General features: G+C 67.1%; 23 protein-coding genes and 2 tRNA genes. 13 read left to right on the forward strand and 12 right to left on the reverse strand.

Annotated features, from left to right (window positions below; genetic code table 11):
• Positions 1 to 7: 7 nt before the first annotated feature.
• The 6 genes from G472_RS0100245 to G472_RS0100270 form a co-directional block, all read right to left on the reverse strand.
• Positions 8 to 1,534, reverse strand: a complete 1,527-nt coding sequence (locus G472_RS0100245; protein ID WP_029006740.1) for a TRAP transporter large permease — start codon at positions 1,532 to 1,534, stop codon at positions 8 to 10.
• 18 nt (positions 1,535 to 1,552) lie between these two features.
• A complete protein-coding gene (locus G472_RS0100250) occupies positions 1,553 to 2,092 on the reverse strand; it encodes a TRAP transporter small permease subunit (RefSeq protein WP_029006741.1) in 540 nt (179 codons plus the stop codon).
• A 217-nt stretch (positions 2,093 to 2,309) separates the two neighbouring features.
• On the reverse strand, positions 2,310 to 3,041 hold the full coding sequence (locus G472_RS0100255; RefSeq protein WP_029006742.1) for an arginyltransferase: 732 nt from the start codon (positions 3,039 to 3,041) through the stop codon (positions 2,310 to 2,312).
• Between the two features lie 12 nt (positions 3,042 to 3,053).
• On the reverse strand, positions 3,054 to 4,031 hold the full coding sequence (locus G472_RS0100260; RefSeq protein WP_029006743.1) for an alpha-E domain-containing protein: 978 nt from the start codon (positions 4,029 to 4,031) through the stop codon (positions 3,054 to 3,056).
• A complete protein-coding gene (locus G472_RS0100265; protein ID WP_035690586.1) occupies positions 4,028 to 5,512 on the reverse strand; it encodes a circularly permuted type 2 ATP-grasp protein in 1,485 nt (494 codons plus the stop codon). The genes G472_RS0100260 and G472_RS0100265 overlap by 4 nt, the downstream gene beginning before the upstream one ends.
• Before the next feature lie 162 nt (positions 5,513 to 5,674).
• On the reverse strand, positions 5,675 to 6,778 hold the full coding sequence (locus G472_RS0100270; protein ID WP_029006745.1) for a flagellar motor protein MotB: 1,104 nt from the start codon (positions 6,776 to 6,778) through the stop codon (positions 5,675 to 5,677).
• Between the two features lie 213 nt (positions 6,779 to 6,991).
• On the opposite strand from G472_RS0100270, the gene G472_RS0100275 reads away from it, so the two are divergent.
• The 9 genes from G472_RS0100275 to G472_RS0100315 all read left to right on the forward strand — a co-directional run bounded on the left by G472_RS0100275 (position 6,992) and on the right by G472_RS0100315 (position 13,963).
• Positions 6,992 to 7,471 (forward strand): flavin reductase family protein, encoded by a 480-nt coding sequence (locus G472_RS0100275; protein ID WP_029006746.1) that lies wholly within the window; start codon positions 6,992 to 6,994, stop codon positions 7,469 to 7,471.
• Between the two features lie 91 nt (positions 7,472 to 7,562).
• Complete coding sequence (locus tag G472_RS0100280; RefSeq protein ID WP_029006747.1) at positions 7,563 to 8,033, forward strand: DUF192 domain-containing protein; 471 nt, start codon at positions 7,563 to 7,565, stop codon at positions 8,031 to 8,033.
• 104 nt (positions 8,034 to 8,137) lie between these two features.
• Entirely contained in the window at positions 8,138 to 9,742 is a 1,605-nt protein-coding gene (locus tag G472_RS30475) for an efflux RND transporter periplasmic adaptor subunit (RefSeq protein WP_245593374.1), read from the forward strand.
• The gene (locus tag G472_RS30480) at positions 9,717 to 10,466 is read left to right on the forward strand and encodes an ABC transporter ATP-binding protein (protein ID WP_245593344.1); all 750 of its coding nucleotides are present in this window, start codon (positions 9,717 to 9,719) and stop codon (positions 10,464 to 10,466) included. The genes G472_RS30475 and G472_RS30480 overlap by 26 nt, the downstream gene beginning before the upstream one ends.
• A complete protein-coding gene (locus tag G472_RS0100295; protein WP_029006748.1) occupies positions 10,463 to 11,695 on the forward strand; it encodes an ABC transporter permease in 1,233 nt (410 codons plus the stop codon). Before G472_RS30480 ends, G472_RS0100295 begins: the two co-directional genes overlap by 4 nt.
• A 62-nt stretch (positions 11,696 to 11,757) precedes the next feature.
• Positions 11,758 to 13,248 carry an oligosaccharide flippase family protein gene (locus tag G472_RS30485; RefSeq protein ID WP_051340081.1) on the forward strand — a complete coding sequence of 497 codons (1,491 nt, stop codon included), beginning with the start codon at positions 11,758 to 11,760 and terminating at the stop codon, positions 13,246 to 13,248.
• Between the two features lie 65 nt (positions 13,249 to 13,313).
• Positions 13,314 to 13,390: transfer RNA gene (locus tag G472_RS0100305), tRNA-Pro, on the forward strand.
• A gap of 37 nt (positions 13,391 to 13,427) precedes the next feature.
• A complete protein-coding gene (locus G472_RS0100310; protein ID WP_029006749.1) occupies positions 13,428 to 13,724 on the forward strand; it encodes an ETC complex I subunit in 297 nt (98 codons plus the stop codon).
• A gap of 162 nt (positions 13,725 to 13,886) precedes the next feature.
• Positions 13,887 to 13,963: transfer RNA gene (locus G472_RS0100315), tRNA-Arg, on the forward strand.
• A gap of 361 nt (positions 13,964 to 14,324) precedes the next feature.
• Here G472_RS0100315 and G472_RS38550 read toward each other — a convergent pair.
• Positions 14,325 to 14,849 (reverse strand): hypothetical protein, encoded by a 525-nt coding sequence (locus G472_RS38550; protein WP_029006750.1) that lies wholly within the window; start codon positions 14,847 to 14,849, stop codon positions 14,325 to 14,327.
• Positions 14,850 to 15,201: 352 nt separating this feature from the next.
• Here G472_RS38550 and G472_RS0100325 point away from each other — a divergent pair, with 352 nt between their 5' ends.
• From G472_RS0100325 to G472_RS38555, 4 genes are all read left to right on the forward strand, one after another.
• Complete coding sequence (locus G472_RS0100325; protein WP_029006751.1) at positions 15,202 to 16,398, forward strand: IS256 family transposase; 1,197 nt, start codon at positions 15,202 to 15,204, stop codon at positions 16,396 to 16,398.
• 1,164 nt (positions 16,399 to 17,562) lie between these two features.
• Positions 17,563 to 17,697, forward strand: coding sequence for a hypothetical protein (locus G472_RS40470; RefSeq protein ID WP_281173313.1), 135 nt, complete (start codon positions 17,563 to 17,565; stop codon positions 17,695 to 17,697).
• A 126-nt stretch (positions 17,698 to 17,823) separates the two neighbouring features.
• On the forward strand, positions 17,824 to 18,015 hold the full coding sequence (locus G472_RS0100330) for a hypothetical protein (protein WP_156926937.1): 192 nt from the start codon (positions 17,824 to 17,826) through the stop codon (positions 18,013 to 18,015).
• 72 nt (positions 18,016 to 18,087) lie between these two features.
• Positions 18,088 to 18,255, forward strand: coding sequence for a hypothetical protein (locus G472_RS38555; protein WP_156926938.1), 168 nt, complete (start codon positions 18,088 to 18,090; stop codon positions 18,253 to 18,255).
• Positions 18,256 to 18,320: 65 nt separating this feature from the next.
• Here the strand turns inward: G472_RS38555 and G472_RS0100340 are convergent, their stop codons facing one another.
• The 5 genes from G472_RS0100340 to hisI form a co-directional block, all read right to left on the reverse strand.
• A complete protein-coding gene (locus tag G472_RS0100340) occupies positions 18,321 to 19,163 on the reverse strand; it encodes a transglutaminase-like domain-containing protein (RefSeq protein ID WP_029006753.1) in 843 nt (280 codons plus the stop codon).
• Between the two features lie 154 nt (positions 19,164 to 19,317).
• A complete protein-coding gene (locus G472_RS0100345; RefSeq protein WP_245593345.1) occupies positions 19,318 to 20,520 on the reverse strand; it encodes an extracellular catalytic domain type 1 short-chain-length polyhydroxyalkanoate depolymerase in 1,203 nt (400 codons plus the stop codon).
• 110 nt (positions 20,521 to 20,630) lie between these two features.
• A complete protein-coding gene (locus tag G472_RS0100350; RefSeq protein ID WP_029006755.1) occupies positions 20,631 to 21,050 on the reverse strand; it encodes a CopG family transcriptional regulator in 420 nt (139 codons plus the stop codon).
• 237 nt (positions 21,051 to 21,287) lie between these two features.
• Positions 21,288 to 21,569, reverse strand: a complete 282-nt coding sequence (locus G472_RS38560; protein WP_156926939.1) for a hypothetical protein — start codon at positions 21,567 to 21,569, stop codon at positions 21,288 to 21,290.
• A gap of 707 nt (positions 21,570 to 22,276) precedes the next feature.
• Positions 22,277 to 22,693, reverse strand: a complete 417-nt coding sequence (gene hisI, locus G472_RS0100355) for a phosphoribosyl-AMP cyclohydrolase (protein WP_029006756.1) — start codon at positions 22,691 to 22,693, stop codon at positions 22,277 to 22,279.
• Positions 22,694 to 22,696 lie beyond the last annotated feature (3 nt).

Genomic DNA, 22,696 nt, shown 5'->3' on the forward strand with positions numbered 1-22,696 from the left:
AATGTGCCTACTGATTCTGCTGGAGCTGGCGCATGATGTCGTCCGCCGGATCCGGCGCACCGGTGTCCGGCTGCTCCATGCCGGGGAAGATCGGCGGCGGAGGCTCGCTGTAGTCCGTCTGCGGAACTTCGAACTGGAAATTCTCCAGGTCCACGTCGGGGGCACGGTCGATGCCCGCCAGCACCAGGTCGGGGAAGGCCAGGACGATCGCCACCATGACGAGCTGGATGCACACGAACGGCACCGCGCCCCAATAGATCTGCCCGGTGGTGATCCCCGCGATCTTCTTCTTGGTGATCTTGTCCACGTAATCCTGGCGTGGTGCGACCGATCGCAGGAAGAACAGGGCGAAGCCGAATGGCGGGTGCATGAACGACGTCTGCATGTTGACGCTGAGCAGCACGCCGAACCAGATCAGGTCGATCCCCATCTTCTCCGCCACCGGGGCGAGCAGGGGCACGATGATGAAGGCCAGCTCGAAGAAGTCGAGGAAGAAGGCCAGCAGGAAGACCAGGATGTTGACGACGATCAGGAACCCGATCACGCCGCCGGGCAGTCCCGTCAGCAGGTGTTCGACCCAGAGGTCGCCGTCGACGCCGCGGAACACCAGGCCCCACACGGTGGAGCCGATGAGGATGAACATCACGAACGTCGACAGCTTGGCCGTGGAATCCATGGCCTGGCGCATCAGCGCCCAGCTCAGCTTGCGCTTGAGCATGGCCAGGACCAGGGCGCCGACGGCACCCATGGCGCCGCCCTCGGTGGGGGTGGCAATGCCCAGGAAGATGGTGCCCAGCACCAGGAAGATGAGGACCAGCGGCGGCACCAGGGCCACGCACACGCGTACCAGCAGCTTCATCCCCCGCAGCGTGCGCGCCTCCGGCGGCAGCGCCGGCGCGGCCTTGGGGTCGATCATGGCGAAGCCGATGACGTAGGCCGCGTACAGGCCGGTCAGCACCAGGCCGGGGAACAGGGCGCCGGCGTACATGTCGCCGACCGAGCGGCCGAGCTGGTCGGCCATGACGATCAGCACCAGCGACGGCGGGATGATCTGGGCCAGCGTGCCCGATGCCGCGATGACGCCGGTGGCGAGCCGCCGGTCATAGCCGTAACGCAGCATGATCGGCAGCGAGATCAGGCCCATGGAGATGACTGAGGCGGCCACCACGCCGGTGGTCGCGGCGAGCAGGGCGCCGACGAAGATCACCGCATAGGCGAGGCCGCCCCGCAGCGGTCCGAAAAGCTGTCCGATGGTGTCCAGCAGGTCCTCGGCCATGCCCGACCGCTCCAGGATCAGGCCCATGAAGGTGAAGAACGGGATCGCCAGCAGCGTGTCGTTCTGCATGATGCCGAACACGCGTTCCGGCAAGGCCTGGAACAGTTCGGGACGCAGCAATCCCAGTTCCATGCCGATGAGGCCGAAGATGAGGCCGTTGGCGGCGAGGGCGAACGCGACCGGATAGCCCAGCAGCAGAAAAGCCACCAGGGCGCTGAACATCAGCGGCGCCATGGCGCCGGTGAGAAACTCGACCATGATATGGGCGTCCCCGCGTCAGTGGCTGCTGTGCATCTTTTCACCGGGCTCGGCGATGAGCCCCATCAGGAAGGCGATCCGCTTGATCAGTTCCGAGAAGCCTTGCAGCATCAGGAGGAAGAAGCCGACCGGCACCAGCAGCTTCACCGGCCACCGCAGGAGGCCGCCGGCATTGCTCGACATCTCGCCGATGTTGTAGGACGAGATGAACATCGGCCAGGACAGCACCAGGATCAGAATCACCGCCGGGAAGAAAAAGAAGATCGTTCCGAACACGTCGATCCAGGCCTGGGTCCGGATGGAAAAGCGGCTGACGACGATATCGATCCGGATGTGTTCATTGCGCAGCAGCGTGTAGCCGGCGCACAGCAGGAACACGGCGGAATAGAGATACCATTGCAGCTCCAGCCAGGCGTTCGAACTCGTGTCCAGGGTGAAGCGGATGGTGGCGTTTCCGGCGCTGACGAGCACGGCGACCAGAATGAGCCAATAGGCAAGCTTGCCGACGCTGTTGTTCAACGCGTCGATCAGCCTGCTGATGGTTAGCAGGACATTCACCGGATTGTTCTCCCTGTCCCCCAGTGTGCCGGGTTGTCGGCGTTTTCCTTACGCGCGGACCCCCGCCGGTGCCACGTCGACGGGGGCAGCCGTCCGGTCCGTCACCCCGCCCGAAATTGGTAGCACCAGCAATTCCGTCGCGCGGGGACTATTTCTCGGAAGGCACTCGCCATGCAAGCCCCGCGATGCAGCCCATCAAAAAAGTATGTGCGTATGGCTACAGTTCGGTCAGCCGGTGCCAGCCCTCGGGACCGAGCGCCTCGAGCGGCTGGAACCGGGCCTTGTACGCCATCTTGCGGCTGTGCTGGATCCAATAGCCCAGATAGACGTAGGGAATCGCTGCTGCCCGGGCGCGTTCGATCAGGGCGAGGATGAGAAAGGTGCCCAGGCTGCGGTCGTCCTGCGCCGCGTCGTAGAAGCTGTAGACGGCGGAGAAACCATCGGCCAGCCGGTCGGTGAGCACGCACCCGATCAACCGGCCGTCGGAGTCGCGGGCCTCCAGCAGGCTGGTTTCGGCCCGCCCCTCGTCGACCATGGCCGCGAAATCGGCCATGGCCATGCGCGCCATGTCGGAGTCGCCGTGGCGCGATGCCTGGTAGCCGGAGAACAATCGGTATTGCTCGATCGTGGCGACCGCCGGGACCTCGGCGAGGGTGAGGCCGGCGTTGCTTCGCCACACGCGCCGCAGCGACCGGGACGGCGTGAAGGCCGCCACCGGGATGCGCACCGGCACGCAGGCGGAGCAGGTCGGGCACACCGGCCGGTAGACGATGTCGTGGCTGCGCCGGAAGCCGGCCCGCGACAGCGTCGAATTCACCTCCGCCGCGTACGGCCCGTTCAGGCGGGTGAACAGCTTGCGCTCCACGCGACCGGGCAGATAGGGGCAGGGCATCGGCCCCGATCGGAAGAACTGCTGCAACGGTCGCGTGTGCGGCGAGATGATCGACATGAAATCCCGAACCTATTGGGTCTGCACGGCCGCAGCCGCCGCGGGCTCCTGTCCGAAGAAGGCGTGCCCCATCTCCTTGGTGATGCCCGACAGCTGCTGCTGCACCCAATCCAGGTACTCGTGCAGGCCGTCGCGGATCACCGCGTCGATGGGGCGGGAAAGAAGGGCCCCCAGCAACTCGTCGACCTTCTCCATGGCTTCGCTGCCCCGGCGCAGATTGTAGCGCGATTTGAGGCGGGTGAGCAGCCCGTCGATTTGCCGGACGCACATCACCACCGATCGCGGAAAGCCCTCGTTGAACAGCATGAAGCCGGCCACCGTCGCAGGCGTCATACCACGGGGGTAGACGCGGCGGAAGGCGTGGTAGCCCGCGGTCGAACGCAGCACCGTGAACCACTGGAACAGGTCCAGCGTGGAACCGTCGTCGGCGGTGGCGGGCAGCAGCGTGTGGTACTTGATGTCGAGCAGGCGGGTGGTCTGGTCCGCCCGTTCGATGTACTTGCCCAACTGGTAGAAGTACCAGCCCTGATCGCGGTAGAAGGTGCCCTCCGTGATGCCGGCGTGGGTCTGGCAGGCTTCCTTGATCGAGGCGCAGACGCGGCTGAGGTGCTGGACCGTGACGTCCTCGGGCCGCAGGGCCAGGATACGGTTGTAGAAGACGTTGATCTGGGTCCACATCTCGGTGGAGATCCAGGGACGCAGGGTGCGGGCGTTCTCCCGCGCCATGCGGACGATGGAGACCAGGGAGTTCAGGTGGCTCTGGTCGAGGACGTAATAGTGCACCACCGTCTCGGCCGTGGCCCGGTCGTGCCGGGCGAAGAAATCGGCCTCGTCGGCGTTGAGCTGGACGATGCTGCGCCAGTTGGTGGCGCCGCGCATGTCGCGCGCGAAGGTTTCGTGCACATCGAGAATGCGCGCCAGGTTCTCGGCGCGCTCCATGTAGCGCGCCATCCAGAAGATGCTCTCGGCGTAGCGGGCGAGCAGGTTCATGGCGCACTCCCCTCGTTCTGTCCGTCCTCGAGGACCCAGGTGTCCTTGGAGCCGCCGCCCTGGGAGGAATTGACGATCAGCGTCCCCTTCTTCAGCGCCACCCGCGACAGGCCGCCGGGCAGCACCCAGGTCTTGTTGGCGGTGATGGCGAAGGGCCGCAGGTCCACGTGGCGGGGTTCGATCCCGTCCTCCGTCAGCGTCGGGCACACCGACAGGTCGACGACCGGCTGGCTGATGTAGTTGGCGGGATCGGCCAACAGCTTGGCCCGGCAGTCGTCGAGCTGCGCCCTGGTGGCGCGCGGGCCAATGGTGATCCCGTAGCCGCCGGCCTCACCCACCGGCTTCACCACCAGCTCCTCCAGATGGTCCAGGGTGTAGCGCAGGGCATCCGGCTCGCGGCAGATGCGGGTGTCCACGTTGGGGATGATCGCCTCCTCGCCCAGGTAGTATTTGATCATCCGCGGCACGTAACAGTAAACGGCCTTGTCGTCGGCGACGCCGGTCCCGATGGCGTTGGCCAGGGCCACGTTGCCCTTGCGGTAGGCGTCCATGATGCCCGGCACGCCCAGCAGGCTGTCGGGGTTGAACGCCAGCGGGTCGATGAAGTTGTCGTCCAGGCGGCGGTAGATGGAATGCACCGGCGCCAGCCCGTCGGTGGTCTTCATGTAGACCCGGTCGTTCTCGACCACCAGGTCACGCCCTTCCACCAGCGGCACGCCCATCTCGCGGGCCAGGAAGATGTGCTCGAAGTAAGCGGAGTTGTGGGCGCCGGGGGACAGCAGGACCACCTGAGGATCGCTGCCGCCGCCGGGCGCGATCTCGCTCATGGCCTCCAGCAGGCGATGGCCGTAATCGTCGACGCGGCGGATGCCGATGTCCTGCATCAGGTCCGGGAAGACCCGCTGCATCATGTGGCGGTTCTCCACCACGTAGGAGACGCCGGACGGCACGCGCCCGTTGTCCTCCAGGACGCGGAAGGTGCCGGCCCGATCGCGCACCAGGTCCACGCCCATGATGTGGATGTAGGTGTCGAACGGCACGTCCAGGCCCTGCATCTGAGGCCGGTAGTTGGGGTTTCCCCGCACCAGATCCTCGGGCACCACGCCATCCCGGAGGATCTTCGCGTCGTGATAGATGTCGTGCAGGAACAGGTTCAGCGCCGTGACGCGCTGGACGATGCCCGCCTCCAGCTTCGTCCACTCCGCGGCCGACAGCACGCGCGGCAGGATGTCGAAGGGAAGGATGCGGTCGATCGCCTCCTTCTCCGAATAAACCAGGAAGGTGATTCCCAGGTTGTAAAGCTCACGCTCCGCATCGGCGGCGCGGCGCCGCAATTCGGCGAAGTCGAGGGCGCCGATGCGGCGCCGGATCGCTTCCGTATGGGCGGCCGGTGCATCCGGCCTGCCAAATAGTTCGTCGTAATAAATTCCCCATTCATAGGACGACAATAGATCGGCGCCACTGGCATCGGTCCTGTTCACCGGTACCCCCGCATCGCAACCTCTGATGAACGCTCGCCGCTCGGCTTGGCCATTGGATCGAGTATGGACCAAGTTTTCATGACTTGAACAGTGGCATCCTGCGCCTTCGTGTGCGACGCGGCAAATTGTACACAACGAGGGCGAGAGGGCGGGAGACTTGCCTCAATTCTGTGCAGGAGCACCGTCGGCCCGGGCCTGCGTCTCGCGCAGGAGCACGATGGAGATGCGGCGGTTGCGCGGCGAGGCCGGCTGGTCGGGGACCAGCAGGTCGCGATCGGCCCGGCCGACCACGTCCCGGATGCGCGATTCCGGTATGCCGCCGGCAATGAGTGCACGGCGGGTGGCATTCGCCCGCTCGGCCGAAAGGTCCCAGTTGTCGCGGCCGGCCCCGGCGGCGAAGGGAACACCGTCGGTGTGGCCGCTGATGGACAGATTGTTGGGCAGCTTCGCCAGCACACCGGCGAGCTGGCCGACGAGTTGGCGCGTCTGCGGGAACATCTGGCTGGACCCGCCGGGGAACATGGACACCCGGTCCTGATCGACGATCTGGATGCGCAGACCGTCCGGCGTCTGGTCGATCATCAGGTTCTGCGCCAGAGGCTCCAATTCCGGGATCGACTGGATGGCCTGGCGGATCTCGGTCGCCGCCTCCTGGAACTGCCTGGCCTCGTTGCGCGCGATGTTGAGCACGTCGGCGGCCTCGTTCACCCGCTCGGCGAAGTCGGCCAGCCGCTCGCCCGGCTTCTGGCCGGGGATGCCCAGTTGCGACGCCATCTGCTCCAGGCGCTGCTGGTGTTCGAACCGGGTCTCGTTGGGGCGCTGCCCGGCGGCGGCTCCGGTATCGCCGGTGGCGGCATCGCCGCCGCCGCTGGCGGGACCGCCGGAGGTGGTCACCTCCGACGCCTCGTCGGCGTCCTCCACCTCGTTGGTCTGGTAGCCGGGGGGCCCCGAGGTCGGCGCGTCGGAGGAAATGGGGGAGGAGGGGGAGATCTGTGCGCCCGGCACGGTGATGGTCTGGCCGCCCAGCAGCCCGCCCGATCCGGACGTCTCGCGGCTGACCGACATGGGGGCGAAGTAATCGGCGATGCCCTTGCGCTGGTCGCTGGTGGTGACGTTCAGCAGCCACAGCAACAGGAAGAACGCCATCATCGCCGTGACGAAGTCGGCGTAGGCCACCTTCCACGCGCCGCCGTGATGGCCGCCGTGCCCGCCCTTCTTCTTCTTGATGATGATCGGCTGTTCGGTGCCGGCGGGGTTGGCGGACATCGGGACCAATTCGCAACGGGCGGAACGGGCGGTGGCGCCAGGTGGAGGCCGCGCCGGAGCCGTTCCGGCCACCGTGGGCGTTTTTCCTTAAGATCCGTTTAACGCTGGCCGGCCAAAGGTTTCCGATGCCTTGCGGGACAAGCGCCTTGCGCCGCTGCCGGGGGGTGGGATAATCCCCTTCCAGCGCTATCCCACGACCGACCGCAGGCCGCCATGACCATCGATTCACGGGCGTTTCGCAGCGCCCTCGGCACCTTTGCCACCGGCATCGCCGTGATCACCGCCGAATGCCCGGACGGCACGCCGGTCGGGGTCACGGTCAACTCCTTCTCGTCGGTTTCCCTCGACCCGCCGCTGGTGCTGTTCTGTCTGGGACGGGCCTCCCGCTCCTTCGACCTGTTCGTTCACGGCACCGCCTTCGCGGTCAACATCCTGGCGGCCGAGCAGCAAGAGCTGTCCGCCCGTTTCGCCCGCCGCGACGATCAGGACCGCTGGGAAGGGGTGGGGATCGAGCGGTGGGAGACCGGGGCCCCCATCCTGACCGGCTGCCTCGCCAACCTGGATTGCACGCGCGAGGCGGTTTACGACGGCGGCGATCATGTCATCCTGGTCGGCCGTGTCCGCCGTCTGGCGTCGCGCGACGATGGCAACCCGCTCCTCTATGTGCGCGGCGGCTACGCCACGCTGGGGTGACGGCGGGGCAAGTTGCTGTGGACAGCGCCGGCCGCACCCGGCATGGTCGTCGGCGCGTGCGGTTCCCCAGGCAATCTCCCCCGAGCGAGCGATGATCGGACGTGTCTTGAAGGTCCTGTTCTTTTGGCTGTCCGCCGTGTCCGCCGCGGTGCCCGCCGCCGCGCTGGAGACGTTCGAGCGGTCCACCCTGGTGGTCGAAACCGCCGCGGGCGGCTCCTTCCGGTTCGATGTGGAACTGGCGCTGACGTCCGCGCAGCAGGCGCAGGGGCTGATGTTCCGCGAGACCATGGCGGCCGACGCGGGCATGCTGTTCGTTTACGACCGTCCCCAGCCCGCCGCCTTCTGGATGAAGAACACGCTGATCACGCTGGACATGCTGTTCGTCGGCAGCGACGGACGCATCGTCAACATCCATGAACGCGCCGTCCCCGGTTCCCTCGATGCGGTCCGCTCGGCCGGACCGGTGAAGGGCATCCTGGAGATCAACGGCGGGATGAGCGCGCGCCTGGGCATCCGGCCGGGGGACCGGGTGGTGCACCCGGTGTTCGGGAACGCGCCCTGACCGCAGCCCCGGCGGTGTCGTCGATTTGCCCCAATCGACCGGTATAGGCTCCACCGGGACGGTGCGGAGCGGCGGCCATGCGGCAACCCATGATACGGCGGTTGGTGACCCTGAGTGTGGCGGTGGTGCTCGGCGCCGGTGGTGCCGCGCTGTGGTACGCCGCGACGGCAGCCCCGCCGCCGTCGCCCTATCGCACCGTCCGGGTCGAGCGCGGACCGCTGGTCAGCGCCATCGCCGCTACCGGCACGCTTGAGGCGCTGGTGACGGTGGAGGTCGGCTCCCAACTGTCCGGCCAGATCACGGCGCTGCACGCGGACTACAACAGCCGGGTGTCCGGGGATCAGGTCATCGCGGAGCTGAACGACGCCCCCCTGCGCGCGCGCCTGGACGCCGCCCTGGCCGACGCCGAGGCGGCCCGGGCGTCGCTGGCGGTGCAGGAGGCGCAGCGCGACAAGGCAGAGGCCGACCTGGGCACCGTCCAGGCCGAGGCGGCGGCCGCGGCCACCGAGGTGACACGGGCCGAACTGGTGCTGCTCGACGCCGAACGGGACCTGAAGCGGCGTCGGGACCTGCGCGGCGTGGTGTCCGCCGCCGACCTGGAGAAGGCGGAGACCGCGGCCCGCTCCGCCCGTGCCGGCGTGGCCGCAGCGCAGGCCCGGCTCCGCTCCGCCGAAGCGGCCGCCGCGTCCACCGCGGCCTCGCTGCGGGTGGCCGAGGCGCAGCGGCTCGTCGCCCGGGCGCAGGTGGCGCAGCGCGACGCCGCCGTCCGGGTGGTGCAGGTGGACATCGACCGCTCGATCATCCGCTCTCCCATCGACGGGGTGGTGGTGGCCCGCTCCGTCAGCGTCGGGCAGACGGTGGCGGCCAGCCTGCAAGCACCGACCCTGTTCACCATCGCCGGCGATCTGCGCAGCATGCAGGTGCTGGCCAGCATCGACGAATCGGACATCGGCCGGGTGCGGGTGGGGCAGCCGGTCTCCTTCACCGTCGGCGCCTACCCGGGCGAACGGTTCGAGGGCGCCGTCCGCGAGGTTCGCCTGGCCCCCAGGGAGGACCAGAACGTCGTCACCTATACGGTGGTCGTCACCGCCGGCAATCCGGAGCTGCGCCTGCTGCCGGGCATGACCGCCAATCTGAACATCACCGTGGACGAAAGGCCCGATGCCCTGAAGCTGCCCAACGCGGCCCTGCGCTTCCGCCCGCCCGGCACCGCGGCGCCGGGGGCGGGGAGCGGATCGGCGGACGGGCCAGTGGCGACGGCCCTGGCGGTGCTGGTCCGGCGGGTCGAATCGGAGCTGAAGCCGGACGACGGACAACGTCGCGAGCTGGCCGGCATCCTGGCCGAATCCCGCGACCGTCTGGCCGCCGTGGCGGCTCTGCCCGGTGATCCGGAGGGCCGCCGGGCCGCCGCGCGGGCCGTCCGCACCGCCGCAGAGGAGCGGATCGCGGCCATGCTGGACGAGGGCCAGCGCCGGCTGTTCGCCGAACTGTTGCTGGCGCCGCCGCCGGCCGCCGCGGTGGAGCGGACCGTGTGGGTTCCCGACCCGGCCGGCGTGGCGCAGCCGGTGACGGTGCGCCTCGGCATCGGCGACGGCAGCGTGACCGAGATTCTGGAAGGCGGCCTGACGGCGGGTCAGGAGGTCATCACCGGCCTTGCTCCGGCCGAACCGCCGGGGGGGCGCCGTGGCGGCATCCGCCTTTCCTTCTGACTTGGGCGGCGGCGAACCGCTGATCGTCGTCCGGGACCTGCGGCGCACCTACGCGGTGGGGCCCGACCGGGTGGCGGCGCTCGCCGGCGTCAGCGTGACGGTGGAGCGAGGCGCCTTCATCGCGGTCATGGGGCCGTCCGGGTCGGGCAAGTCGACCTTCATGAACGTGCTGGGATGCCTCGACCGGCCCGACGGCGGCGAGTACCGGCTGGACGGCGAGGACGTCGGCCACGCCGACCCGGATTCCCTGGCCGCCGTGCGCAACCGGAAGATCGGCTTCGTCTTCCAGTCCTTCCACCTGCTGCCGCGGCTGACCGCCCGCGCCAACGTGGAACTGCCCATGGTCTACGGCGGCATCCCCCGCGCCGAGCGGGTCCGCCGCGCCGCCGCGGCGCTGGAGGCGGTCGGCCTGGGCGACCGCTGGCATCACCGGCCGGCCCAACTGTCCGGCGGCCAGCAGCAACGCGTCGCCATCGCCCGCGCCCTGGTCAACCGGCCGCTGCTGCTGTTGGCCGATGAACCCACCGGGGCGCTCGATTCGCGCACCACGCGGGAGATCATGGAGCTGCTCCGCGACCTCAACCGCGGCGGTCTCACCATCGTCCTGGTCACCCACGAGGCGGAGGTGGCCGCTTACGCCGGCCGGGTCCTGACCTTCCGCGACGGTCGTCTGGCGGGGGATGCCCCCCCGGCCGACGCCGCCGGGGCGGCGGTGCCGGGATGAGCCCCGCGGAATCCGTGCGCACCGCCCTGGAGGCGTTGCGGGCCAATCCCCTGCGCAGCGCCCTGACCATGCTGGGCATGGTCATCGGCGTGGCCGCGGTGATCGCCATGGTCGCCGTCGGCGCCGGGGCGCGCGACCAGGTGCTGCGGCAGATCGCCAGCCTGGGCACCAACCTCATCATGGTGGGGCAGGGCAGCGTGCAGCGCGGTGCGGTGCGGCTGGGGGCGGGCACCGCCGCCTCCCTGACCGAGGACGACGCAGCCGCGATCGTCCGCGAGATCCCCGGCGTGGCGGCGGTGGCGCCGTCGGTGCGCTGGGGGCTTCAGGTGGTGGCGGGCAACCAGAACTGGAACACCACGCTCTTCGGCATCACCCCCGACTATCTGGAGGCGCGGGACTGGACGGTGACGGCGGGGCGGCCGATCAGCGACGACGACGTTGTCCGCGGTGGCAAGGTGGTGCTGCTGGGGGAGACGGTGGTGCGCACCCTGTTCGGCGGCGGCGACCCCGTGGGCGAGACGGTGCGCATGTTCACGACGCCGCTGACCGTGATCGGTGTTCTCGGCGGCAAGGGACAGAACGCCGGCGGCCAGGACCAGGATGACGTGGTCTTCGTGCCTCTGTCCACGGCCAAGCGCAACATCCCCGGCATGGCCAAGACCAATCCCCGCTTCGTCCATTCCCTGGTGGTGAAGATGGGCGACGGCGCCGACATGGCGGCGGCGCAGGCGCAGATCCGCGACCTGCTGCGCCAGCGCCACCGGCTGGCCGAGGGAGCGGACGACGATTTCTGGATGCGCGACCTCAGCGAGATCGCGGCGACGCGCGATGCGTCGTCGCGCGCCCTGTCATTCCTGCTGGCGGCGGTGGCGGCGGTGTCGCTGCTGGTGGGGGGCATCGGCATCATGAACATCATGCTGGTGTCGGTGACCGAACGCACGCGGGAGATCGGCCTGCGCCTGGCGCTGGGCGCGCGGCGGCGGGACATCCTGGTGCAGTTCCTCATCGAATCGGCCACCCTGTCGGTGATCGGCGCCTGCGCCGGGGTGGCCCTGGGCATCGGCGTGGCGGTGGCGGTGGCCGGCATGGCCGGCTGGCCCGCCCTGATCGTGCCGGAGGCGGTGCTGCTGGCGGTGGGTGTGAGCGGGGCGGTGGGTGTCTTCTTCGGCCTGTATCCCGCCCGCCGCGCCGCCCGCCTGGACCCGATCGAGGCGCTGCGCCATGAATGAGGTCCCGGCCGGCGCGTCGCTGTGGCAGAATGCGCGCTCCTTCAACCGGTGACTGTATCCCCGTGCTGGCCTCCCTTCTGCGATCGCGCCTCCTGCGCAACACCGGCTGGAACCTTCTGGGGGAGGGGCTGCCCCTGGCCGCGGCCGTTCTGTCCATTCCCGTTCTGCTGGCCCACATCGGGCAGGAGCGGTTCGGGGCGCTGACCCTGACCTGGGCGCTGCTGGGCTATCTTGCCATGCTCGATTTCGGGCTGGGGCGGGCGTTGACCCAGCGCGTCGCCGAACTGATGGGCAGCGGGCGTGCGGCCGACGTGGCCGCGGAGGCGCGCCTGCCGCTGCTGGCCCTTGCCGGGCTGGGGCTGGCGGCCGGCGGGGTGGTGTGGGCCGCATCCGATTGGCTGGCGGGGGAGGTGGTGCACGTCTCCGGGCCCCTGCGGGCGGAGGTGGCCGGGGGGCTGTGCATCGTCGCCGCCAACGTGCCGCTGGCGCTGCTGACCGGTGGCCTGCGCGGCATCCTGGAGGGGGTGCAGCGCTTCGACCTGGTGACCGCGGTGAAGGTGCCGGTGGGGGTGCTGAACTATCTCAGCCCGCTGTTCGTGCTGCCCTTCACCGACAGCCTGTTTGCGGTGCTGGTGGCGGTGACCCTGGGCCGGCTGGCGGGAACCCTGGCCTTCGGCGTGCTGGCCGCGGGCCGCGTGCCGGGCCTGTTCGCCGGGGTGTCGGGGCGCACCGGCGCGCTGCGCCGTGTGTTCGCCATGGGCGGCTGGATGATGGTGAGCAGCGTGATCGGCCCGGCGATGGTGTACCTGGACCGCTTCGTGCTGGCCTCGCTGGTGCCCATGGCGGCGATCGCCTGGTACACCACGCCCTTCGAGGTGGTGACCCGCCTGCTGTTCATTCCCATCGCCGTGGCCGGGGCCCTGTTCCCCGCCGCCGCCGCGGCCGGCCGGGCGCGGCCGGAGCGGTTGGCGGCCTTCGTCGAAACCGGCGGCACGGCGGTGGTGGGGGTGTTCCTGGCGGTGCTGGCCGGGGTGTATCTGCTGGGCCCGGCGGTCCTGGCCCTGTGGCTCGACGCGGCGTTCGCCCGTCACGCGGCGCCGCTGCTGCTGGTCCTGGCGCTGGGCGTGTTCTTCAGCGCCTCCGCCTTCGTGCCGCTGGCGGTGGTGCAGGGGGCGGGCCGGCCGGACCTGACGGCACGGCTGCACCTGGCGGAGCTGCCTCTGTACCTGGTCGCGCTGGCGCTGGCGGCGTATCACTACGGCCTTGTCGGCGCGGCCGTGGCGTGGACGGTGCGCGCCGGGGCCGAGATGGTGGTGCTGTTCGTGATGGCCCGGCGAATCGTCGGTCTGGGGATATCGCTGCGCGTGCCGGCGCTGTGCGGGGCGGCGGCGGTGACCTATATCATAGCCCTGGCGCTGGGCGGCTGGGCGGGTGGCGCCCTGCTGCTGGGAGGCTTTGCCGGCCTGGGGGCGGTGGCGGCCCCGGCTCTGTGGCGCGCCTTCACCGCGGCCCCTCCCGGCCCGGCGGAGCCGGCGTCCCACGGCGTGCGCTGACGGCCGCTCCGGCGCGCTGCTTCCTTGCCGTTACGGCGGGGTTCGTGTATTTCACTCGTCTGCGGCGGGGCGTGGCGCAGTCTGGTAGCGCGCCAGTTTTGGGTACTGGAGGCCCCCGGTTCGAATCCGGGCGCCCCGACCACGGACGAAACAACCATACGATGGGGAGTTGCTGCGCCATGAAGGTCCGGATCTATCAGCCGAGCAAGACGGCCATGCAGTCCGGGCGGGCCAAGACGCATCGCTGGCTTCTCGAGTATGAGATCGAGACGCCGCGCCGCCCCGAACCCCTGATGGGCTGGATCAGCTCGGGCGACACCCTGAACCAGGTGCGGCTGCGCTTCGAGACGAAGGACGAGGCCATCGCCTTTGCCGAGAAGAAGGGCTGGGACTACACGGTCCAGGACGCCGCGGTGCGCCGGGTGCGGCCGCGCAACTACGCCGACAATTTCCGGATGGACCGGCCCCGCATCTGACCGGCCCATTGCCCGCCTGTCCCGCGTGACCGGACCGGCGGGCACCGACCCGCTTTTCGATCGGTCGGATCGGGCAATCGCCCTCCAAACGCTTGATGCCCGAGCGAACGTGCAACGGTTTGGACGGATTTTGACGCGCCGTTTGGCCTTCGTTCCGGATACGGCCCCTTAGCTCAGCTGGATAGAGCAATCGCCTTCTAAGCGATAGGTCGCAGGTTCGAGCCCTGCAGGGGTCGCCAAGCACATGGGGCCGTCCGATCCCGGGCGGCCCCATTCCGTATCGGGTCGTCTTTGCAAGGCCCGAATCTGAACGGCCGAATCGGCGGTGGTTCCCGTCTCGGATCGGTTACGAAGGGAGACACGGCGCCTCCATGGCCATCCACAAGCCCGGCGCGGTTCAGCGTGATTCCCGACCCGGAGAGTCGGCACATTGCCCGCTTGAGCTTATGGGACAATGGAAAAGGCCTTCCGGAAAAGAGTGACGGAACAGGCGCCGGAATGATGCCGATCGTGCGCTCGGTCCGCCGGCGATGCGCTCATCCGTGACCGGCGAACGCGGATCGCATCATCCCGTTGGTGGCGTGGAGGACGGTATCCATGTCATCGCTCCTGCGTCACCGGTTCGCGAGGGGCAATGCGGTTCATCAGCGCCGCCATACCATCGGCCGCGTCGATCGTCAGGTTCTGTTGCCGTATGCCGTTAAGGCGCGCGACATCGCCGGACGCCAGATGAATGACCTTCCAGGTCTTTGTGCCCCGGTCGACGGTGTAGTCGTAGATCGTGTCTTGCACACCGTTACCAAGCGCCGGGCGAGCCGGAGGGCGCGGACGCCCGGGAAGCGCGGTCATCGTTTTTGCCCCCGAAACGTCGTCGGATGTCGGCACGGCATCTTCCGGCGTGTCAGTGTCGTACGTCCAGTGGACATGACAGGGGTGACCGGCCGACGATTGGGTCAGAACGACGCTGGCAAAGCCGAAATCGCCGGCGACCCTGGCTTCGTGGACGGCGCAGGTGACAGCGTCGATGAAGGCGGCGCAGGGCGGATACACATAACCGTCGGATTGCACGATCCAGCCGGCATGCGTCTGCAAGACGAAGAATTTAAGCGCAGTCCTGTTAGCCACGGCGGTTCTCCACTGCGGGCAGCAAATCCGCTCGCCCGATCAATCACGAGCGGTTGCTGTCCCGGGCATCGGACGATGATCCTCGACGGACTGCGTCGTTGTTGGACAGCCCGCGGCGCAGGCTGGAAGCGATCATCGTGGTTCAGCGTCAATGCACGTTAGCAGCACCCTGGCATAGCGGGTCGCTACGGCCGCGTCCCCCGAGGTGGTGTACGAGCTGTGGGTAAGCGGCCCGCCGCAGCGCCCCCCAGAGCTGGCGTAGGCGGGCCGCTTATCCACAGTGGGGCGGTCATCGAGGATCTCCGGTAGGTTCGGGTCACCACAACCTTGAACGAGACTGGCGAGGACCCCGATGACCATGGACAGAATGGCGCTTCACGAGCTTCTGGAGAAGGGCTCTGATTTGGACCTGCTGCGCGAGATGATCGGCTATGTCGCGCAGCGCCTGATGGACCTGGAGGTCGACGGCCTGTGCGGCGCCGGACACGGCGAACGCACGCCGGAGCGCGTCAACCAGCGCAACGGCTACCGCGAGCGCACCTGGGACACGCGCGCGGGCACGATCGCCTTGCAGATCCCCAAGCTGCGCAAGGGCTCGTACTTCCCCGGCTTCCTGGAGCCGCGGCGGACGGCGGAGAAGGCGCTCACCGCGGTGATCCAGGAAGCCTACATCCAGGGGGTGTCGACGCGCTCCGTCGACGAGCTGGTCAAGGCCATGGGCATGACCGGCATCTCCAAGAGCCAAGTCTCGCGGCTGTGTGCGGAGATCGACGAGCGGGTGCAGTCCTTCCTGAACCGGCCGCTGGAGAGCGACTGGCCCTACCTGTGGATCGACGCCACCTACGTGAAGGTGCGCGAAGCCGGGCGCATCGTCTCGGTGGCGGTGATAATCGCCGTGGCCGTGAACACCGACGGGCGGCGCGAGGTGCTGGGCATGGACATCGGCCCGTCCGAGGCCGAGGTGTTCTGGACCAAGTTCCTGCGCGCCCTGATGCGACGCGGCCTGCGCGGCGTGAAGCTGGTCATCTCCGACGCCCACGAGGGGCTGAAAGCGGCCGCCGCGAAGGTGTTCGGGGCGGCGTGGCAGAGGTGCCGTATTCATTTTTATCGCAACGCCATGGCGCATGTGGCTGCACCGCAACGTGCTATGGTGGCGGCGGCCATCCGCACGGCCTTCGCCCAGGAAACCGCCGAGGCCGCCCACCGGCAGTGGCGCCAGGTCGCCGACAGCCTGCGCGAGCGCTTTCCCAAGCTCGCCACGCTGATGGATGAGGCCGAGCACGACGTCCTGGCCTACATGGACTTCCATCCCGACCATTGGACCAAGATCAGCTCGACCAATCCCCTCGAGCGCGTCAACGGCGAGTTCAAGCGGCGCACCGATGTCGTCGTCATCTTCCCCAATGAAGCGGCGATCTTCCGATTGGGAGGGGCCATCCTGCTGGAGCAAAATGATGAGTGGGCGGCCAGCCGCCGCTACATGAGCTTGGAGACCATGACGCCACTGGGGCATAATGACGTTTCCAGGTTGTCCGCCGTGGCAACCTGACCCGGCTCAACCCGCCGGAGAGCGATGACCAACCCCTTCGCTCGTACACCACGTGCCGGGGCACGATCGTCGCTACGGTCGTCCATGAGCGTGAACTTTCGAACCGGCCGGTCGTATCTGAAACCCGGGCGCTCCTCATCCGATCGTCTCCGGCAGCCCGAACACGGTATATGGGGCTTCGAACGGGTCAATCCAGAAGCAATTAAGAGGAGCGTTGGGCAATGAAATTGGCGCATGAATCGGCTAATCCCTGGTTCATACGCCAAAACCGCTAAAGCGAAAGGCTGAACTTTTCTCAGTTCACTCAGGACATGGTGCCTCGGAGAATCCCGATACGGTTCAGTTCAGTTCTCTCGTGCACCATGGAATGGGAGAGGATCAAAATTTCAGATCCAACGCCGGCCGGTTCAGAAAGAAAAAAGGCATATCGAAAAATCATCCGATTTCGTGCCGTCCAAAAATATCCAGAGAAAAGCGGATGTCGGTGATTGACATATTTACAATGGATGCCATTTCAATGATCAGAAATCCGGCAAATCAAGAACAGTGGGAAAGCGAATCCCGGACGGTGGTCGCGTCGGGCGTCGCCCGGGAAACCCTGCCGGCCAAACCGTAGTCATGCGGAAGGATAAGGCCGACCTTGTCGGAAAGGCTCAGGGAGTGCCCGAATGAGACCCGTTACCCATCAACACGGCATGACCCTCGGAGAACGCCTGTGGACAATCCAAAATTTCAGGTCGGTGAAATCGTCCAGTTTGCGGCGTGGGCGGTGAAACGGGGCGCACCGAGCGGCATTCATCGCGTGGGATGTTTGCTGCCGACGGAAGACGGGGAGCGCCAGTATCGGATTAAAGAGGAAGGGTCCGGCCGGGAACGAATCGTCCGTGAGGGGCAAATCGCCGGGCGTATTGCGGTTGAGGAACTCGCACAGAGACTTTACGAAGCCGGAAACACCACCAACGTCTCATGGTCTCGCAGGGATCGGATCGTCCGAGACCCTTGGTTGCGAGAGGCTCTTATGCATCTCTCCAAATGATCCAACCGGATTGCTCTTCTTCTCCAGGAGAAATACAATGACACCCGCTCCATCGCGGCCGCAGCGCGCAGTTCCATCCGATCGTCCCGCCGACACGGTGCTGCCCTGCGATCAGGACAGCACCGCGCGTGCTGCTGTTCCGCCGGCCGACGACACCAACGCCGAATATCACGTCGCAGCGGGCCATGCACATCGTCACGGGGCATGAACGTTTCCCGGGCTGCGGCGCCGCTTCGGAAGTCATACCGTCGGCATCGGACTGATGCCGACGGTGTACCCCTCTCGATCAATGCTAAGGCATTGATCTGCCGGGTTTGACGGCCGGAACACAACGGAAGTGATCCGTTTCCGGCCGTATCAGTCGGGAGAAAGCCGAGGATATGGTTTCCATGCACATGCACACACAAAAGCTCTGGTTCGCAACCGCGGATCCCGACACCTTCGAGCTGTCGGCCGATGTGCCCGGCTGGTTGGTCGACGAATGCGAGACACTCGGTTTTGTGACGCGCTCGGCGACGCCCGGAGGCTGGCGACTGACAATCGCCGGCTACGAGGCGTGGCGAACGTCGCCCGCCGGATGAGAATTTGATTTATCGACGGGATACGCGCCATGGGATCGTCCGTCTGAAATCGACGGACGTCTCAAACGATACATGGGCAGAATTATGAACCCGTCTCAGGTGGGCTTATTCATTGCTGCCGCATCGGTGGTCGCCGTCTGCATCAGCCTGCGGCGGAACGAACGCCTCAGCGATATCGGCTTGGCGGGTGTCTTCATCGGCATCGCCGCCGTTGTGACCTGGATGCTTTCCGGCCACTGACCGGCTCTTCGTCGCGATCACCCGTTGGAATCCGACCGGCCCGTTCAACCCTGACGCAGATCCCATCACGCCGGACCCGACGACACCGGCTCACGGCCGGTTATGCCGAACTCTTCCGTCCAGACCCGAAACCCGACCAGCGTGCTCGGGCCGAACGAGTGTGTCAGCGGCACATCGGCGGCGTCACGCCCGCGTGCGATCATGACGCGGCCGATCCGTGGAGTGTTGTTTCGCGGATCGAACACCCACCAGCGATCACCGAGAAAAACTTCGATCCATGCCGCAAAGTCCATAGGGGCATACGGAGGTGGCAGGCCGATGTCGCTGACATAACCCGTGCAGTACCGGGCAGGAATGTTCATGCAACGGCAGAACGCAATGGCAAGGTGGGCATAATCACGGCACACGCCGCGCCGTTCGGCGTAGGTTTCCGCAGCGGTCCGGGTGGCACGGGAATGTTCGTACCCGAACGCCACGTGCCGATGGACGAAGTCGCAGATCGCCTGGACGCGGAGCCAGCCGGGAGGGGTTCCACCGAACAGGCGCCACGCCTCCTCTGAAAGGAGGTCGGTTTCGCAGTAGCGGCTGCCCAACAGGAACAGCAGCGTATCCGGCGGCAGCGTCTCAACGGAACGTTGGGTGACGCCGAGATCGACCGGATCGGGATTCCCGTCATCATTGATGATCCCATCCGTTCCGAGGGTGAAGCGCCCGGTCGGCGCAATCAGTCGACAGCACCAATTGCCGAAGCTGTCCCGATAACTGTCAATCGCAACGGAAGGGGCGGTGACAAGGCGATCCGGACATTCAAGGTCCGCGACTCTCGAGTGGTGGACGTTGAGCATCACGATCATCGGTGTCGGCTTCGGAACGTCGCAGATCAACTCGCAGCCCAGCCGAATTCGCATGGCACGATCTCCGATAAGGACAGTCGGCATGGCAGCGATTCGCCACCAAGGGGGTGGGACCGTGGCAAGGCCCGGTTCCGCCGAATCGGAACCGGGGACGAAGCCTTGCAACTGATTCTCCGGCTGCGTCGTTTAACAGAGAACCCGGCCCCGGCTATTGGGACGCGATTCGGCGGGGATTCTCCAGGAAAAAGCGCAGCATCTCTCGGGCGGCGTCGGGGCCCCGCGGGTCGGTGTAGGTTCCTGCCGGACTGCCCCCCGCCCAGGCGTGGCCGGCACCGTGGATCGTCCAATGCTCGCACAGCACGCGCCCGGACGATTCGGTATGGATGGCACGGCTGTAACCATGCCCGCCCGGCGCCTGGCCCCGTTCGACGGCGACCCGTGCCCCGGCCGAGCGTGCCACGGATCGGGCAACGATGTCGTCGCCATTGCGGGGATGGACGGTGGCGTCCCGGTCGCCATGGAGCACGATCGTCGGAACCGGGGCAGTCGACGGCCGGTCCGGCGGGCTTCCGCCCTGGCGCATGATGGCGAAGGCGGAGGGGATGTCCCGCGCCGCACCGTGCGGAAGACCGGAGTGGACTCCGACGGCGGCGTAAAGGTCGGGATAGACGGTTCCCATCACCGCCGCCGCCGCCCCGCCGGCGGAAAGCCCGGCGATGTAGACACGGTCGGGGTCCACGGGATGGTCCTGCATGACCCGGCGCGTGATTCCGGCGATCAACGAGGGTTCACCGCTGTCGCGCCGTTGGTCTTCCGGCCGGAACCAGTTCCAGCACCGGTTTGGGTTGGCCGCGGATGGCTGCTCGGGATAGACGACCAAAAAGCCGTGTTCCTCGGCCAGCACGTTCATGCGCGTGCCGGCGGCGAAATCGTCGGGGGATTGGGTACAGCCGTGCAGCATCACCACCAGGGGAAGCAGCCGGCCTTCAGGCCGATGTGCCGGACTGTAGAGCTTGTAGGAGCGCGTTCCGGCCGCGTTGCTGTAGGAAGCCTCGACGAAGGAGGCGCCGTCGGGCATCGGATCGGCGGCGGGACGGGCCATGCCGCCCGCACCGGGGGCAAGACCGGTCGGCATCCCGCGTGAAAGACGGCGCAAGGTGTCGCCCAGCCCGGTTCTGACACCGGGATGGAACCGGCCCGATGGCCGTGCGCCGGACGCGGATGCGCCGCGGCGGCGCGCCGGCGCATCCGCCGTATCCACGGTGACGAACTCCGCATCGATGACACCCGGGGATCCGGCCTGTTCCGGACGGGCGCCTTCGCCCTGCGGCTGTCCATTCAACAGGCGCTGAATGAGGGCAGTCGCCTCGGCGAGCTTGCCGGCACGGGTGAGGCGCGCCGCCTCGGCCATGCCGGCGGGAAAACGATCGGTCATGTCGCTGACTTTCTAAGATCGGACGCGGACGCTTGCGAGCACCCGGTCCGTCGGCGTTTCAAGGGTGCGGTGGGCGGCGTGTGCCGTCACCGCATGCGATCGGCAAGGGCGGCCTTGACGGCGGCGCTGGCGTGCAGCGCCCCCAACACGGAGACCGAAGCGATCGTGGCACGGGCAAGGTCCGGACTGACGTCCCGGGCGATGGTGACGAGCCCGAGAACGCGGATCTCGAGCATCTGTCCGGCGTCGAGCGCCGCTTCGAGATCGTCGCGGGAATAGTGGCGCAGGCCGAGATCCACGCTCTTGCGGGTCACGGCCTGCCGCACGGCATCACCGTGACGGTCGATCTGGTTGCGAATGGCGGTTCGGATGAAGTCGGTCCGGTTGGAATAAAACCCTTCCCGGACGAGAAGGTCGATGTGGCCAAGGTCCACGAATCCGAGATTGATCGTGATCTTCTCGCTGTCGACCGCCTTCCGACCCGATTCGTGTGCGTCGTCGCTCATCGTCTCGCCATCCACCAACCATCCAACTGGATGGTATATGGGGGGCAACGTGACGCGATCAAGGGTCCGCTCGAATCGATGGGAACATTCCGGGAAACGTCATGCGGATGCGTCCCGATGGGCCGCCGGGCGCGTGCCGGCTTTCAGCCGGGAAACACAGGCGTCAATCGGACATGGTTTGCCGGTTGGATGTCGGCGGAACGCACATCCCTCCGCGCGTCCGATCCCCGCGCCGGGCTAAGCGGGACCGCCGGCGGTCGGGGAGGAGTCGGGATGAGGGGGCAGGGCACTGTCCACGTCGGTCCAGAAGGCACTGACCTCGCCATCACCGGCGCGGTTGGCCTCGTCGGCGTTTTCCCTGGCTCTCGCTCGTGCTTCGGCGCCATAGCGGCCAACCAGCAGGTTGGCCACCGCCCACAGGTGGTGACGTTCGGCCACGGTATGCCCCTCCATCGCCTGCGCCGTTTCCGACCGCTTTTCTCTGCCCGCCGCTTCGGGGCGGCGAGTTCCCTCACTCAAGGATCTTGGCCCCATTTTGCATTGCGTCAAGAGCATAGGGCCCTCTCCCGGTGGGGGTATGGTGCCGGCCATGAGTGCTACCGTGTTCGGCGTGAATGTTCGGCTGGCTACCAAAAAAAACGGGGCCCCGAATCCGGTGCCCCGCAGTGAACCATAGGGAGGGTTAGAGACCCCCCATCACTAACCCGGCTACCACCATTTGTCGTTGACACTTGTCAATGGCGCGCCACCCTTTGCCGTTCTGCAATCAACAAAAAGAAAAGCCGAAGATCCGGGGAGGACCTTCGGCTGAAGTGGTATACAGGGAGGGTTAGAGACAGCCCCTTTGTAGTCCGCATCACCCCGTCCCCCATTGATCCATGTCAAGATTCCTGCTGAAAATACGGGCCTATGAAGGCAGAAAAAAACCGGAGAACCTTTGCAGGATCTCCGGTCGAAAGTGGTTACAGGGAGGGTTAGAGACACCGTTGATATAGCCGGCGGTCCTATGCAGTGGCCTTGATCTGAATCAAATTGTTTGGGAATCCACGGAGACCCTGACCGTACGCATGAAAATTATCGCCTCGCGAACAGAAAAAACCGGAGGTTCCTTGCGGAACCTCCGGCTAAGGCGATTACAGGGAGGGTTAGAGACACCCACGTTCTACGCCGAACGGCAGGGATGGTTCGTTGATATAGATCAATTCGCCATCGCATTGCAGCATCGCTCAACGGTGATGGTGGTGCGCCCCGTGATACAACTCCTCCGGCGGTGTCATCACGTCGAGCATCGTATCGAGACGCCCGTCCCGCTCGGCGCGGTAGAAACACGAGCGCCGGCCGGTGTGGCAGGCCACCCCGATCTGATCCACCACAACCAGCAGCGTGTCGCCGTCGCAGTCCACCCGGAAGTCCCGCAGATGCTGGACCTGCCCGGACGATTCGCCCTTGCGCCACAGTCCGGCGCGAGAGCGGGACCAGTAGCAGACCCGGCGCGTGCGCAGCGTCTCCAGGACGGCATCGCGGTTCATCCAGGCCATCATCAGCACCTCGCCGGTGCCCTCCTGCTGGGCGATCGCCGGCACCAGGCCGTCGTCGTTGAAGCGGATGGCGGCGAGCACGTCGTCAAAGGCGGTGTCGGTCATGGG

It is taken from the genome of Azospirillum halopraeferens DSM 3675 (assembly GCF_000429625.1).
Lineage (GTDB): Bacteria > Pseudomonadota > Alphaproteobacteria > Azospirillales > Azospirillaceae > Azospirillum > Azospirillum halopraeferens.